The 14,914-nt window shown below is 59.3% G+C and carries 11 protein-coding genes; 6 read left to right on the forward strand and 5 right to left on the reverse strand.

Annotated elements, in window-relative coordinates; genetic code table 11:
- Positions 1 to 103: 103 nt before the first annotated feature.
- The 6 genes from ABEB25_RS11210 (at position 104) to ABEB25_RS11235 (ending at position 9,736) form a co-directional block, all read left to right on the forward strand.
- Positions 104 to 1,162 (forward strand): sialidase family protein, encoded by a 1,059-nt coding sequence (locus ABEB25_RS11210; RefSeq protein WP_345736718.1) that lies wholly within the window; start codon positions 104 to 106, stop codon positions 1,160 to 1,162.
- 172 nt (positions 1,163 to 1,334) lie between these two features.
- Complete coding sequence (locus ABEB25_RS11215; protein WP_345736496.1) at positions 1,335 to 2,204, forward strand: polysaccharide deacetylase family protein; 870 nt, start codon at positions 1,335 to 1,337, stop codon at positions 2,202 to 2,204.
- A 113-nt stretch (positions 2,205 to 2,317) separates the two neighbouring features.
- Positions 2,318 to 4,042 carry a dynamin family protein gene (locus ABEB25_RS11220; protein ID WP_345736497.1) on the forward strand — a complete coding sequence of 575 codons (1,725 nt, stop codon included), beginning with the start codon at positions 2,318 to 2,320 and terminating at the stop codon, positions 4,040 to 4,042.
- Positions 4,043 to 4,161: 119 nt separating this feature from the next.
- Positions 4,162 to 5,880 carry a hypothetical protein gene (locus ABEB25_RS11225; RefSeq protein ID WP_345736498.1) on the forward strand — a complete coding sequence of 573 codons (1,719 nt, stop codon included), beginning with the start codon at positions 4,162 to 4,164 and terminating at the stop codon, positions 5,878 to 5,880.
- Between the two features lie 72 nt (positions 5,881 to 5,952).
- On the forward strand, positions 5,953 to 8,274 hold the full coding sequence (locus ABEB25_RS11230; protein ID WP_345736499.1) for a prolyl oligopeptidase family serine peptidase: 2,322 nt from the start codon (positions 5,953 to 5,955) through the stop codon (positions 8,272 to 8,274).
- Positions 8,275 to 8,350: 76 nt separating this feature from the next.
- Positions 8,351 to 9,736, forward strand: a complete 1,386-nt coding sequence (locus ABEB25_RS11235) for a sulfatase (RefSeq protein ID WP_345736500.1) — start codon at positions 8,351 to 8,353, stop codon at positions 9,734 to 9,736.
- Positions 9,737 to 9,777: 41 nt separating this feature from the next.
- Here ABEB25_RS11235 and ABEB25_RS11240 read toward each other — a convergent pair whose 3' ends face one another.
- Genes ABEB25_RS11240 through ABEB25_RS11260 form a run of 5 tightly spaced genes read right to left on the reverse strand, consistent with a single transcriptional unit; the run spans position 9,778 to position 14,827 of the window.
- The gene (locus ABEB25_RS11240) at positions 9,778 to 11,286 is read right to left on the reverse strand and encodes an arylsulfatase (RefSeq protein WP_345736501.1); all 1,509 of its coding nucleotides are present in this window, start codon (positions 11,284 to 11,286) and stop codon (positions 9,778 to 9,780) included.
- 29 nt (positions 11,287 to 11,315) lie between these two features.
- Positions 11,316 to 12,131: a sugar phosphate isomerase/epimerase family protein gene (locus ABEB25_RS11245; RefSeq protein WP_345736502.1), complete on the reverse strand. Its 816-nt coding sequence runs from the start codon at positions 12,129 to 12,131 to the stop codon at positions 11,316 to 11,318.
- 6 nt (positions 12,132 to 12,137) lie between these two features.
- Complete coding sequence (gene floA, locus ABEB25_RS11250; protein WP_345736503.1) at positions 12,138 to 13,154, reverse strand: flotillin-like protein FloA; 1,017 nt, start codon at positions 13,152 to 13,154, stop codon at positions 12,138 to 12,140.
- Between the two features lie 15 nt (positions 13,155 to 13,169).
- Positions 13,170 to 13,673, reverse strand: coding sequence for an NfeD family protein (locus tag ABEB25_RS11255; protein WP_345736504.1), 504 nt, complete (start codon positions 13,671 to 13,673; stop codon positions 13,170 to 13,172).
- Between the two features lie 41 nt (positions 13,674 to 13,714).
- Positions 13,715 to 14,827 (reverse strand): zinc-binding dehydrogenase, encoded by a 1,113-nt coding sequence (locus ABEB25_RS11260; protein WP_345736505.1) that lies wholly within the window; start codon positions 14,825 to 14,827, stop codon positions 13,715 to 13,717.
- Positions 14,828 to 14,914 lie beyond the last annotated feature (87 nt).

Consider the following 14,914-nt stretch of genomic DNA (forward strand, 5'->3'; position numbering starts at 1 on the left):
CCCATTGGAACCTTCAATGTCAGCAACCTAACAAACAATGCGTAAAATAATCTCCTTTCTGTCGTTCGCTGCGCTTTCTGTGGCTCAGGAATCTTCCTTGCCAGTGCCAGCCCTGGATCTGTCCAAGGATGGGGCGCGCCAGGTCCAGGTGGACCGCGAGCCCGGTCAATACCTGGGGCACCCGACCACGGTGCTTCTGGAAGATGGCAAAACCATGCTCTGTGTGTATCCCAAAGGTCACGGCAAAGGTGGCATTGTTTACAAACGCAGTGCCGATGGCGGCCTCACTTGGAGCGACCGTCTGCCTACGCCCGAAAACTGGGTCACTTCGCGGGAAGTGCCCACCCTGCACCGCGTCGTGGATGCGGCGGGGAAAAAGCGTCTCATCATGTGGAGCGGCCTCTATCCGGCACGGCTGGCGGTGAGTGAGGACGACGGGGCGAGCTGGAGCGGGCTGAAACCTGCCGGGGACTGGGGTGGCATCGTTGTCATGGGCTTTACGGAACCGCTGAAAACACCGGGCTATTACATGGCGATGTTTCACGATGACGGACGCTATTTTAGCAGCACCAATACTCACGCTAAGCCGCCGCTGTTCATCCTCTACAAGGTCTTTTCCCAAGATGGCGGCCTCACCTGGGGCAAGCCGGAGCCGGTGTTTCAAAGCAGCGAGGTCAACCTCTGCGAGCCCGGATTCATCCGCTCCCCCGATGGCAAGGAAATCGCCGTGCTGCTGCGGGAGAATGCCCGCAAAAAGAACGCCCACATCATCTTCAGCCGGGATGAAGGCCAAACCTGGACCGCCCCGCGTGAACTGCCCGACTCCCTGAATGGCGACCGCCACACCGGCAAGTACACTGCCGATGGCCGCCTGTTTATCTCCTTCCGCAGCGTGGCCCCCAAAGGCAAGACCATCCCCTATTTGGGAGATTGGGTGGCCTGGGTGGGGCGTTACGAAGACCTAGTTGAGGGAAAACCCGGCCAGTATCACGTCCGCCTCATGGACAACACCAAAGGTTATGACTGCGCCTATCCCGGGGTGGAGGTCTTGCCGGATGATACCATCGTCACCACGACTTACGGGCACTGGACCGCCGGTGAAATGCCCTACATCATGAGTGTGCGGCTGAAACTCAGCGAATTGGACGCCATGAAGAAGTGACAGGTGCCTGAGCAGATCTTTTGGGCCGGGTGTCGCCTTTGCGGCACCCGGTTTTCCTTGGGGACCACCGGGCAAGGCGGACTGGGAAGCTCACGAATGTTCAATTTCCACAAACTTCATGCTTTCCTAAATGGCGCACTGAACTAATCTCGCCCCCGTGATTTCTCAACGCATGTATCTCAGTATCTGGCTAGGCATCCTCATGGGCAGCTCAGGCTGCAGTTCTACCGAAAAAAAGCCGGACGAGCTCGCTGAAGTGCGCCAAGCTGCTCTGGCCACCCCAGATCCGGTCATCTTGGACAATCCGCTGGCCAAGCGAATGAACAACCCTTCCACCATGCCGACTGTGCCGCCTGCGGGGGCCAAGATCGGCTATTCCCAGGTGAACATCACGGAGAAGGTGGTGGCCATGACCTTCGACGATGGCCCACACCCGACCCTGACTCCCAAGCTGCTGGACATCCTGAAGGCCCGCAACATCAAGTGCACCTTCTTCGTCATCGGCCGCAGTGCGAAAACCTACCCGAACATCATTCGCCGGATGATCGCTGAAGGGCATGAAGTCGCCAACCATACCTGGACCCACGCCAGCCTGACCAGCCGCTCCGATGCCCAGATCCGCACGGAACTGCAGCAGAGCGAAGACGCCCTGGTGGCTGCGGCGAACTATCGCCCGCACCTGATCCGCCCTCCCTACGGCGCCATCAATACCCGCATCAAGCAGCTGATGTTCTCTGAATTCGGCTACTCGACCATCATGTGGTCCGTGGACCCTCAGGACTGGCGTCGCCCTGGCGTTTCAGTGGTGACCAGCCGTCTGGTGAATGGAGCCCATCCCGGTGCCATCATGCTGGCCCATGACATCCATCCTCCGACCATTGAGGCCATGCCGGCCATGTTCGACCAGCTTCTTGCCAAGGGATATCAGTTCGTCACGGTTAGCCAGCTGCTGAACATGGAGAAGGCCAACATGCCCGTGGGAGTGGTCATTCGTCCGGCTATGGCCGTGGATGACAAAGACCCGACCCCCTTGCCCCAGTAAGTTCAGGGTTTCAGGTTGGAGGGTTCAGGACTAGAGTGGCTGCACCCTCGCTGGTGTGAGCCTCTCGTGAATGTTTTAATTTTTGACCCTCGGATTCTGAATCTCCCAAAATCATGATCGGTGATGAGTACTTCCAGCTGCGCACCCGCCTGAGCGGGGAGCTGCATTCGCTTGCGGAAGTCATTCGTGACCTCGGCGGGGATCCTGAATCGGTGGCCATCGCCGAAAACCTCATCGCCAGCCTCAAGGAGCCTTTTGTCTTTGTGGTCGTGGGCGAGGTGAATGTGGGCAAGTCCACCTTCCTCAATGCCCTTTTTGGCCAGGACTTTTCCCGCACTGGCGTGATGCCGACGACGGACAAGATCCTGTTTTTCAAGCATGGGCCGCAGCAGCAGATCGTGCCCATCACGGCGACGCTGGACGAAGTCCACGTGCCCAATGACATCCTGCGGGATTTTCACATCGTTGATACGCCTGGAACGAATTCGATCGAGAACGAGCACCAGGAAATCACGGAGCGTTTTGTTCCCATCGCCGATCTGGTGATCTTTGTCTTCAGTGCCATGAACCCCTGGGGGGCATCGGCCTGGCAGTTTCTGGACAAGGTACACAAGCACTGGATGCGGCATGTGGTGTTCATCCTCCAGCAGTGCGATCTACGCAGCCCTGAGGAGATTCAGGTCATCACAGACTACATGGGCCAGCTTTCCCGCCAGCGTTACGGGCAGGATTTTCCGCTCTTCCCGGTTTCGGCCAAAAAGGCCTACATGGCCCGCAGTTCCGGGGTGGATCGTGAACGCCTCATGGAAGAAAGCGGCTTTCAGCGTCTGGAAGAGCACATCTCCAATCTGGTGGCGCGCAATGCCTCCCGCCTGAACAAGCTTTCCAGCACCGTCCGTCTGGCGCGGCAGCTTTTGACGAATCTGCGCGACCATGTCGCCCACCAGGCGCAGCATGCCCAGCACTCGGCGGCGCTGATTCAGGAATTTCTGACCGAGCGGGAGATGCAGGTGGACCGCACCTTGAAAAAGATCCTGCCGGCCCTGGATGCCACGGAAAGAGACTACCACGAGTCCTGCCTGCGGGTGGCGGGCCTCGCGGATGATGCCTTGGCCACTCGGCAGGCCTTCAAAAAGGATCCGTCCGAAGTGCAGGAAGAGATCAAGCCGGAGAGCCTGGACCATCGCCTGTTTCAGGATCTTCAATTCCGCACCGGGGATCGCTGGCGTCAGGTAGGCATCATTTTGGAAGAGGACTGCCTGCAGTATGACCGCTTTCTGCATTCGCAGGGCCGCGGCACCCTCTTCCCCGAGGATACGGTGCTGCCCACGGAGTCTGATCCAGAGCTGCGTCGTCTCTTTGCGGCACACATTGACAGCACCATCCGGCGTTTTGTCCTCAGTTTGCGGCTGGATGAGGCGATCGAACCTGGGCTTAACAAAGCCCGTAAACGCGCGCGCTGGGTTCCCTGGCTCATCCTGCCCGTACTCGCGGCGGTGGGTGCAGCGTGGTATTTCGATGGCCCAGTAGGGGCTGCGATCTCCGCCGGGGGCGGCATGCTGCTGGTGGGGTTTGCGCTTCTCATCACCCAGTCTGCCCTTAACCACACCCGTGGCCAGTTGGTGGACCGCCTGGAAACCTCGACCATGAAGCTGCGGGAAATGCTCCTGACCCAGGTGCAAAGCGATGTGGAAAGCCTCTTTGCCCGCTTTGTGCCTTTGCTGCAGCCAGCCCAGGTGGAGGCCAATGCCCGGGAGAAGCTCCTGCTCAGCCAGACGGAGCGCCTGGAGGCCCTTTCGGATTCCTTTCATGCCTTCCAGCGTGAAATGGCGCACTGATTGGCCGAGGGTGACGGTCGGCCCAGGGTGGAATCCTGAACCAAGAGCGTGCCTCTCGTGTCCAAAACGTCACAGACAGGCCTTTGCATCCGGCCTCACCCTGCATCCCTGCAACGGCTGTGACTGAACTGCTTCTCATTGACACCATCGGCCCTTTCTTTCGTGGTTATGACCGCCGTGTCATCAACTGGTCGAAAATACCCTGGGATCATGCCGGGCGTCAGGGCGTGGCCTGGTGGGAAACTGTTTGTCGTGAGCTCGGGATCATCGGCCGCCAGGCCTCGAGTTGGGGATTCAATGCCGCGTCCATGGATGACGTGGCCCATCTGGCAGACCATGCCTGGATCGAGCCTGAAGTCCGCCGCCGCATCGCCCGATACCGCATGGAGATGCGCGACTGTTTCCGGGTGCTCACCCAGGCGGGTCTGGCGGTGCATGTGACGATGGATGTGTTTTCGGCCACGCCTGGACTTCTCCAGCGCCTGGAGTTTGAGAATAAGAGCGTCAATGAGTACCTGCGGGAACTGCTGGACCAGTTTCTCACGGATTTCCCCGAAGTGGCGGGTGTCATCGTCCGGATCGGGGAGGCCGATGGCAAGGATGTACACGATGATTTCCGCAGCCAGCTTGTGATCAAAACGCCTGCCCATGCACGCGAGTTCCTGGAACAGCTCCTGCCCATCTTTGAGAAGCATGGCCGTCGCCTCATCTTCCGCACCTGGACGGTGGGGGCCTACCCCATCGGGGATCTGATGTGGCATCGCGGCACCTTTGCAGAAACGTTCAGGGGCATCACCAGCCACTCGCTCGTTGTCTCGATGAAGTATGGTGAGAGCGATTTTTTCCGCTACCTGCCGCTGAACCGGAATTTCTTCCGTACGCCTCTGGCCAAGATTGTCGAGCTGCAGACCCGCCGGGAATACGAGGGTTGCGGTGAGTATCCCAGCTTCACCGGCTGGATGTATGAGCGCTATGTCCGCGAGCTGAAGCAGGCGGAGAATGTCATCGGCTGCATGGTCTGGTGCCAGACGGGCGGTTGGGTGCCGTTTCGGCGGCTGGCCTTTCTGGATCGTGAAGCCCTGTGGAATGATTTGAACACCTTTGTCACCATCCGGCTGATCCGCGAGGGGACCCTGGTGGAAGATGCGGTGCATGCCTTTGCCAAAGAGCGTCAGCTGGGAGATCCGGATGCCCTGCTGGAATTGTTGCGGCTGTCTGATGAATGCGTGCGTGAGCTTCTGTATGTGGAGGAGTTCGCCCAGCAAAAGCTCTTCTTTCGTCGTGTGCGCATCCCCCCCATGCTGACGGTCTATTGGGGAAACTTGTTTGTCAGCCACAGCATCCGCAAGCTGCTGCGCTACTTTGTCCGGGATGCCGACGCGGCCTTGCGCAGTGCCCGCCGCTGCATGGACAACCTGGATGCCATGATCCCCCTGGCGGTGCGAGCCGGTGTGCCGGTGGCCGATTTTGAATACATGCGGGATACCTTCCGCCTGCTGGCCCTGGCCAGGGAGTATTATTTTGCCGAGGATGTGAATGACATTGAAGAGCGCATCGCAGCCGCAAAGACTGCCTACAAGGCCAAGTATAACAAACGCGGCCTGCGCGCTCGCTACCGGGTGAAGACCGACTTCAAACCGCTGCTCCTCAATCCCCGCCATCTGGGCTGGGCCATTCGTTTTCTCATGCGCCGCCAGCGCGGGTACCGCGTGGTGGACAGACTAATCATCCTGAGTGCGCTCTCGCTCATTTATCGCTTCATCGCAGCCCGCAGGCCTCATTGGATTCCCGGCTTTGCCTCCAAAAGTGCCATGGGGGTGGATGTGGTTTTTCGCTGAGCCTCATCGGGGCATGGCACATTGCATTCCAAGGATTGCGGTCTCCACACGTTTGGTTTGGGACACTCCGCCATGCCTCGCTTTCTTTTTGCCCTCCTTCTTATTTCTTCTGCACTTGCGGCAGCCACTGTTGATGAGGCTATCCTGGCCACCAAAAAATGGGATAACCAATTGTATCGTCATCAGGTAAAACCTGTCTGGCTGGATGAAGATCATTTTTGGTATCGTGTTCAGACCGGGCCTAAAAGTGAGGAATACGTTCTCATTGATGCACAAAAGGGGACACGTCAGGCGTCGCCCACTCGGCAGGGCATCGGTCTCCCGCCTCACGAATCGCTGAAGGCATCTGAGAGCAAGGAGAAGATCCATCCCTCCGGCAATGGCAGCGCCACCACCATCGTGTTTCACAACCGTCTGTCTCAGCCCGTGCACATGTTCTGGATCGACGCGAAAGGCAAACATCACGACTACAAGGCCCTAGCTCCAGGGAAGACCTTTCGGCAAAACACCTTTGAGGATCATGTCTGGCTGGTCAAAGACGACAAGGGGCAGCCTTTGACGGTCGTCAGCGCCCGGGCTGAACCTCTGGAGGTGGAAATTGATGCCGCTTCCCGGGCTTTGACCGAGGCGGCTCCGCCAAAACCTAAGGCAGGCGAGGTCAAATCCCCCAATGGCCAGTGGTCTGCAAGTGTGGAGCATGGGCGGCTGATCTTGAAGGAAGAGAGCACCGGCAAAACTTTGCCGGTGATGACTGGTGGAGAACCTCATCCTCCCTTTCAAGGCGGCATCACTTGGGCTCCCGATTCTTCCAGTCTGGTGGTCTCCTGTGCAGAGAATTGGGTGAAACGCCGCATCTCACTGCTCTACTCGTCTCCTTCGGATCAGGTGGAGCCCAGGAGAAAGGAGATCGATTATCCCAAGCCGGGCGATCCGCTGCCCAAGCCCGTGCCTGTCATTGTCAGGCTGACGGCGAACGGCTGCGAATCGAAGGTGGTGAAGACAGACCTGTTTTCAAATCCCTTCATCCAGACCGACCGTCTGGATATTCGCTGGGCACCGGACAGCCGTGAGTTTTACTTCGACTACAACCAGCGCGGGCATCAGCTGTACCGCATCATCGGGGTGGATGCATTCACGGCGGCCAGCCGTACTGTGGTAGAGGAGACCAGCACGACTTTTATTGACCATACTCAGAAAACCTGGCGTCATTGGCTGCCGAAAAGCGGTGAACTGCTCTGGATGAGCGAGCGTGACGGCTGGTGCCATCTGTGGCTGTATGACAGTGGCACAGGCAAGGTGAAGCGGCAGGTCACGAAGGGGGAATGGGTGCTGCGCAAGGTACTGCATGTGGATGAGGAGAAGGGGCAGGTCTGGTTCATGGCCGCTGGCCTGAGAAAAGGGGAGGATCCTTATCATCAGCATCTTTGCCGCATCCAGGTGGACGGTTCTGGATTCCGTCAACTGACCGAGGGGGACGGGCTGCATGAGATTGTCTGGTCGCCGAACAAAAAGTATTTCGTGGATTCTTGGTCGCGGGCGGATCTACCACCCGTCACGGAGCTGCGTCGCAGTGAAGATGGCGGCTTGGTCTGTGGCCTGGAAGTGGCCGATGCCAAAGCCCTGCTGGCCACAGGCTGGCAGATGCCCGAGAGGTTCGTCGCCAAAGGCCGCGATGGCCAGACGGACATCCACGGGATCATCATCCGCCCATCATCCTTTGATCCTGCTAAAAAGTACCCAGTGGTGGAACAGATCTATGCCGGACCTCACAGCGCGTTTGTTCCGAAGTCATTCGGCACTCTCGCCCGGCAGCACCGGATGGCCGAACTCGGATTCATCGTCGTGCAGGCCGACGGAATAGGGACCAATCATCGGGGCAAAAAGTTCCATGATGTGTGCTGGAAAAATCTCAAAGACGCAGGCTTCCCGGACCGCATTGCCTGGATCAAGGCTGCCGCCCAGTCACGGCCTTGGATGGATCTTCAGCGGGTGGGCATTTACGGTGGCAGTGCCGGTGGCCAGAGCGCCATGCGCGCTTTGCTGGATCACCACGACTTTTACCAGGCGGCTGTGGCAGACTGCGGCTGTCATGACAATCGCATGGACAAAATCTGGTGGAATGAGCAGTGGCTGGGCTGGCCTGTGGATGACAGTTACAAGAAGAATTCCAACGTCGAGGATGCTGGCAAACTTCAGGGGCAGCTCCTGCTGATCGTTGGAGAAGTGGATGACAACGTGGATCCCGCCACCACTTTTCAGGTGGTCAATGCCCTGCAAAAAGCGGGCAAAAGTTTTGAATTCATGCCTATCATCGGCGCTGGGCATGGAGCGGCGGAGACGCCTTTTGGCACGAGGCTGCAGATGAACTTTTTGGTGAAACATCTGCACCCCTGAGCAAAGGCTGCGGGAGGAGACATTTCAGGAAATGTAAGGTCAGTGGCTTCGTTTGAGAGCTGACCCTACCATGGCCATGAAACGTCTTCTTTTCACACTTCTCGGCCTTGGGCTTTTCACGGTGTCACTCTGCGCCGAGCCTGAACGCCCCAACTTCATCATCATCTTGGCCGACGACCTGGGTTGGTCAGACCTCGGCTGCTATGGAAACACGTTTAACGAAACGCCGAACCTGGACCGTCTGGCACGTGAGGGCATGCGGTTCACCCAGTTTTATGCAGGCCCCGTCTGCTCCCCCACCCGGGCCAATCTGCAAAGCGGGCAGGATCAGGCTCGTTTCGGCATCACTCAGCACATTCCGGGACACCGTCGCCCTTTTGCCAAACTGACCGATCCTGTGGTGGCCTCGCACTTGCCGTTGGAGGTGGAAACTTATGCGGAACGCCTCAGCACTTCTGGTTATGTCACCGGTTACTTTGGCAAATGGCATCTGGGCAAGGAAGGTTATGGCCCGCAGGATCAAGGCTGGCAAACCGTGATGGAATGCCAGGGGCACACTCAGCCTGCCAATGTCACCGGGACAGGCCAATCGCAGAGAACAGCCGACTATCTGACGGGCAAGGCGGAGGCGTTCATTGCGGCCCATCGGGAGCGTCCCTTTGTGATCCAGCTTTCGCATTACGCCGTGCATATCCCGCTTTCCACCACACCGGAATTGCAGAAGAAGTACGAGGCCAAAAAGCCCATGACTGGCTACCCCAGCAATCCTCTCTATGCAGGTCTGCTGGAAGAGCTGGACCAGAGTGTGGGCCGTGTGATGAATGCCGTGGATGCGGCCGGGCTGGCAGAAAAGACACTCATCCTTTTCCTTTCCGACAATGGCGGCATCGAGCATGAGCAGAGCGGACGCGTCGTGACCTCCAACCGGCCTCTGCGTGGAGAAAAAGGCACTCTGTATGAAGGCGGCATCCGCATCCCCGCCATCGCCCGCTGGCCAGGACGTGTGCCGCCCGGCAGCGAATGCCACACCCCCGTGATCACCATGGACGTCTATCCCACCCTCACGGAACTGGGGGATGTTCAGCCATTGGCGGGCCAGCCGCAGGATGGTGTGAGCCTGGCGGCCATGCTGAGAAATCCGGAAGCCAAGATCGCGCGTGACACTCTCTTCTGGCATCTGCCGCATTACCATCATGGCACTCCGGCCAGCGCGATTCGTCAGGGAGGCTGGAAACTCATCGAGTTTTATGAAACGGATTCGGTGCAGCTTTATAGGCTCGATTCAGATCCTTCTGAAGCGCGGGATCTGGCTGCGGCGGAGCCTGCCAAGGTGGCCAAGCTTCGCGCGGATCTCGCCGAATGGCGGACTCAGGTGAATGCGCAGATGCCCGTGGCCAATCCCAATCATGACCCGGCCAGAGCTGATGAACTGGCCAAAGGAAAGAAGAATGCGGAGAACTGAGTTCCGCGATGCCAGCAAGGCTGGCGAAGGGAAGGGGAGTCTCAAGGTTGGGTCACGCCTGGCACCGTCAGAGGAAAGATGGCGTTGTCGGCCATTTCCTGTTTCAGCAGCGCTTCCGCCTGCTGGACGATCTCAGGATGCGTTGCCGCGATGTCAGCAGATTCCGCCGGGTCTTTGGACAAGTCGTAGAGTTCCCAGGCCCCTGGAGACTTGGTCTTCAGTTTCTGGCGGACGGCCTTCATGTCGCCCAGGCGCACGGCCACCTGGCCTTCGTATTCTGGGAACACCCACAGCAGCGGCTTCGTTCGTTCCTGTTTCTGCCCGCTGGTGAGGGCTGTCCAGAGGCTTTGCCCATCCAATCCGGCGGGGGCTTTCAGGCCTGCGGCCTCACACAGCGTGGGAAACCAGTCGGCAAAAAAGCCGGGAGTTTCATTGACGCTGCCAGCAGGGATACGGCCCGGAAGCCGGGCGATCATGGGTACGCGGATGCCGCCTTCATACACGCTTCCTTTGTAACCGCGGAGGCCGGCGGTGCTGTTAAAAAACGCCGCATCCACGCCGCCCACATGGAAGTGTGTTTTGGCGGAACGCGGGTGGGTGGTGCCATTGTCGCTGGTGAAAATGATCAGCGTGTTTTCAGCCACACCCGCTTTGTCCAGGGCGGTCATCACACGGCCCACATAGCTGTCCAGATCCGAGATCATGGCGGCATAGCCTGCGCGTGGACGCGGATGGGGGACGTAGCCGTTCTGGCCCCGGTAAGGTTCCGTATCCCACTCTTCTGGAAACCTTTCCACGGATTCACGGGGCGGGTGCATGGAGACATGCGGCTCGATGAAGGCGAGGTAGAGAAAGAAGGGCTTGGCCGCCTGGGCCTGGATGAACTTTTCCGCCTCCTGGATCATCAGCTTGGGGGCATAGGTTTCGCCGATCCAGTCCTCCATCTTCACCTCGCCTTCCGGCTGTTTTCCATGGCCGGGCACGGGCTTGGTGTTGATGATGACTTTCTCCGAATTGCGCCAGAGATATTCGGGATAAAAGCTGTGCGCCAGGGACTGGCAGTTGTAGCCAAAAAACAGATCGAAGCCCTTTTTGTTAGGCTCGCCCGTGCTTCCCACCGGGCCCAGGCCCCATTTTCCCAGGGCTCCTGTTGTATAACCAGCTTTTTGAAAAGTCTGCGCAAGGGTCACCGCCTGTTCCGAGAGCGGATACTGCCCCTCGGTAAACTGGGGCAGGAGTTTGGGGGCAGGGAGGTTGCCACGAATTTCGGCATGCCCCAGGTGTTTGCCCGTCATCAGCACACAGCGCGATGGGGCGCACACAGGGGCCCCAGAATAGTGCCGGGTGAAGCGGGAACCCTCTTTTGCGAGGCGGTCCAGATGCGGTGTGGGGATCTTTTTCTGGCCATAGCTCCCCAGCTCTCCCCAGCCAAGGTCATCGGCCAGGATGAAAACGACATTCAAGGGTTTGTCACCCGCTGCCCCAAACAGGCCTGTGCCCGTCAGGCTAAAGGTGGCGAGGGCAAAAAGGAAAAAACGCAGACGTTTCATCCTGCCTTCAACGTTTCGTCAAAGGACGATCACACGTAAAGTTGGCGGTAAGATTCGGTGATTTTGCCCAGGTATTCGTCCTGGTCCATGGCCCAGTAACGATGCGAAAAGATCTCGACCTCCCGGGGGCCTTTGTAGCCGGTGGCATCCACCCAGTCTGAAATCTGGCGGATGGGGATGCAGCCTTCACCCATCAGGCCGCGATCATTCAGAAAGTCTGTCGTCGGAGTTTTCCAGTCGCAGATGTGGAAGGCAAAGAGTCGCTTCTGGGCGGCAGTGAACTCAATCTGATGCTGCAGTTCCGGATCCCACCAGATGTGGTAAACGTCTGCGGCAATGCCCAGCATGTCTGGAGAGCCCAGAGCATCGCAGATGTCATTGGCCTGGCGCATGGTGTTCACGGCGCTGCGGTCATCCGCATACATGGGGTGCAGGGGCTCGATGCCCAGCTTCACTCCCGCCGCTTCGGCGTCTGGCAGGACGGCGGCGATGCCATCGGCAATCTGCTTTCTTGATTCTTCCAGCGACTGTCCAGGGACTGCGCCGCAGACGAGGACGATCAGAGGTGCGCCCAGGGCCTGGGCTTCCTCAATGCAGCGGCGATTGTCATCAATGGCCTTCTGGCGGCCTTCGGCGGACGATGCCGGGAAGAAACCTCCCCGGCAGAGGCTGACGATGTCCAGCCCAGCTTCGCGGGCCTGTTTGCCGACCACCGCCGGATTTCGACCTTCCAAATTATAGCGCCAGAAGGTGATGCCCCCCACGCCGGCAGCGGCATAACGGGAGATGCATTCTTCTGTGGTCCAGGGCTTGGTGGTGATGGTGTGGATGCAGAGGCGGCGCATGAGTCCTCAGGATTGAGGGGACCCGGTCGCCGTGCCAGCAATTTTTGCGCGCATGTCGGTGTCTGCCGCGATGTTTTTGTAACGGGCAAAGTCCATGATGCCGAGATTGCCATTGCGGAAGGCTTCGGCCATGGCCATCGGGATCTGGGCTTCGGCCTCGACGACGCGGGCGCGCATTTCCTGGGTGCGGGCGGCCATTTCCTGCTCCACGGCCACAGCGGCGGCACGGCGCACTTCGGCATTGGCCTGGGCGATCTTTTTGTCCGTCTCCGCCTGTTCGGCCTGGAGCTTGGCACCCACGTTTTCACCCACGTCAATGTCGGCGATATCAATGGAAAGGATCTCAAAGGCCGTGCCTGCATCTACGCCTTTGTGCAGCACCAGTTTGGAGATGCTGTCCGGATTCTCCAGCACGTCCTTGTATGAGGCGGAGGAGCCGATGCAGGTCACGATGCCTTCACCCACACGGGCGACCACGGTCTCTTCCGTGGCACCGCCGATGAAGCGGTCAAGATTGGTGCGGACAGTGACACGGGCACGCACCCGCAGGGAGATGCCGTCTTTGGCCACGGCATCGATTTTGCCCCCGCGCCCCATGTCCGGATGAGGGCAGTCGATGACCTTGGGATTGATGCTGGTGCGCACGGCTTCCAGCACGGTCTTGGAGGTGCCTTTACAGGCAAGGTCAATGGCGCAGGCACGGCGGAAATCCAAGGGGATGCCCGCCTTGTCGGCAGCGATGAGGGAAAGGACCACATGGGTGACATCACCGCCGGAGAGGTAGTGGGCCTCAAGCTGGTCCGTGTTGATAGGAATGCCTGCCTTGGCGGAGGTGATGCGGGTATCCACAATGAGTGCATTGGGCACTCCCCGCAGATACATGGCCAGGAGGTTGACGATGCTGACGGGGGCATTGGAAATCCGGGCCCGCAGCCACAGATTGAAAAACTTGGCCACAATGAGGAACAGGACGAGTGCGACGATGATCGCACCCCCGACGAGAAGCAGCTGCATGTTATCCATAAGAAGAGGGTCTGGCTAGAGGGGTTGGTGGAGGATGACGCGGACCAAAAGATTGCCCGGTTCTGAACCGGTGATGCGGAGCCGTGAACCGGCGGGGACAAAACCGTCCTCGCAGCGGACCTCGCGCCGGCTGCCATTAAACTCCGCCCGTCCGAGCGGGCGTAATTCCGTGAGGGCCACGCCCTCCGTGCCACAGGCCAGTGTTTGGGTAGAGTCGGCTGAAGGGATCTCCGCCTGGAGCGTGAATGAGCGGCTCCAAAATTTGACCGCAAAGAAGCGCAGCCAGATGAGTTGCAAGGCAGCCGAGCCGATGATGATGCCGCAAGCCGCAGCTCCGCGTCCCCAGCTTGGCCAGCTGGAGAACTCATCGGCCGTCATGACCAGCAGCACGCCGCTCAAAACGAACAGAGCGCCCAAAATCCCGGCGATCATGCCGGGAACAAAGGTCTCCAAGATCATGAGGAGAACCCCGAGGATCACAATGATGGCGACGGTGGTGACCATGTGTAAGAGGACCATGGAGGTTGTCTGGGGCACCGTCAAGGTACAGTCCCGGACGATCAGTCCCAAAGGATGAGGCTGCGGGCCACCTCGCCACGTTCCAGGGATTCATAGGCCTCATTGATCTGCTCCAGCGGATAGGTCTTCGTCAGCAGTTCATCCAGCAGCAGATGGCCGCTGCGGTGCAGGCCGATGAGGTTGAGGAGGTCCACCCGTGGCCGGGCACTGCCATAGAGGGTGCCTTTCAGGGTCTTTTCGGCATAGACGAGCTGGTTCACATTGATCGCCGCGCGGGCATCGGCCCGGCAGATGCCGGAAACCACGCAGGTGCCGCCTTTGCGCACGCTGTCATAAGCTTGCTCGATGGGCCTGGGCAGGCCGATGGCTTCAAACGCATAGTCCACGCCGCGTCCGCCGGTCAGGTCCTTGACGGCCTGCACCGGATCGCAGGTGCTGGCATCCACAAAATGGGTGGCCCCCATCTGCCGTGCCCAGGTTTCCTTGGAGGCCACGGTATCCACGGCAATGATCTGCGCGGTGCTGACCAGTCTGGCGCCCTGGATGATGTTCAGACCGATACCGCCGCAGCCATACACAGCGACGGTGGAGCCGGGCCGGACCTGCGCCGCGTACGTCACGGCCCCGACTCCGGTGATGACTCCGCAGCCGATCAGGGCGGCTTTCCACAGAGGGAAATCGGCGTCTATTTTCACCACCGCCGCCTCCGGCATGGTGGAAAGGCTGCTGAAGGTGGAGACACCCGCGTAGTGGCGGATGCTGTCACCACGGGCATTGCGAAAACGGGTCTGCCCATCGGGCATCGTGCCGGTGAAGCGCATGGCGGTGCCCATATCGCAAAGGGCCGGCTTGCCATTCAGGCAGTACTCGCAGCGGCCACAGGAGGCGCGCCAGATGGGGATGACATGGTCCCCAGGTTGTACGGAGCTGACCCCAGGACCCACTTCCTCCACGATGCCTGCCCCTTCATGCCCCAGAATGATGGGGCAGGTCATGGGCAGGTCGCCTTTGATCACGTGCAGGTCGCTGTGGCAGACCCCGGCGGCCTTCATCCTCACCATGACCTCACCTGCCTGCGGAGGCAGCACAGTGACCTCTTCGATCACCATTGGTTTTCCAGTTTCGTAAAGAACGGCGGCAGGGGCGGTGCGCATGATATTTCCAGGACGATACGCCCTTCTTCATCCGAACATCCAGCCCGAAGTCGGATGAAAGCAAATCTCACCCCCGGCGTTTCTGGG

It is taken from the genome of Prosthecobacter algae, from assembly GCF_039542385.1.
Lineage (GTDB): Bacteria > Verrucomicrobiota > Verrucomicrobiia > Verrucomicrobiales > Verrucomicrobiaceae > Prosthecobacter > Prosthecobacter algae.

Excerpts from the sequence above, each read along its gene's own strand:
- ABEB25_RS11215 (WP_345736496.1), top strand. The coding sequence starts at position 1,335 with ATGTATCTCAGTATCTGGCTAGGCATCCTCATGGGCAGCTCAGGCTGC.
- ABEB25_RS11220 (WP_345736497.1), top strand. The coding sequence starts at position 2,318 with ATGATCGGTGATGAGTACTTCCAGCTGCGCACCCGCCTGAGCGGGGAG.
- ABEB25_RS11230 (WP_345736499.1), top strand. The coding sequence starts at position 5,953 with ATGCCTCGCTTTCTTTTTGCCCTCCTTCTTATTTCTTCTGCACTTGCG.
- ABEB25_RS11235 (WP_345736500.1), top strand. The coding sequence starts at position 8,351 with ATGAAACGTCTTCTTTTCACACTTCTCGGCCTTGGGCTTTTCACGGTG.
- ABEB25_RS11240 (WP_345736501.1), bottom strand. The coding sequence starts at position 11,286 with ATGAAACGTCTGCGTTTTTTCCTTTTTGCCCTCGCCACCTTTAGCCTG.
- ABEB25_RS11245 (WP_345736502.1), bottom strand. The coding sequence starts at position 12,131 with ATGCGCCGCCTCTGCATCCACACCATCACCACCAAGCCCTGGACCACA.
- floA (WP_345736503.1), bottom strand. The coding sequence starts at position 13,154 with ATGGATAACATGCAGCTGCTTCTCGTCGGGGGTGCGATCATCGTCGCA.
- ABEB25_RS11255 (WP_345736504.1), bottom strand. The coding sequence starts at position 13,673 with ATGGTCCTCTTACACATGGTCACCACCGTCGCCATCATTGTGATCCTC.
- ABEB25_RS11260 (WP_345736505.1), bottom strand. The coding sequence starts at position 14,827 with ATGCGCACCGCCCCTGCCGCCGTTCTTTACGAAACTGGAAAACCAATG.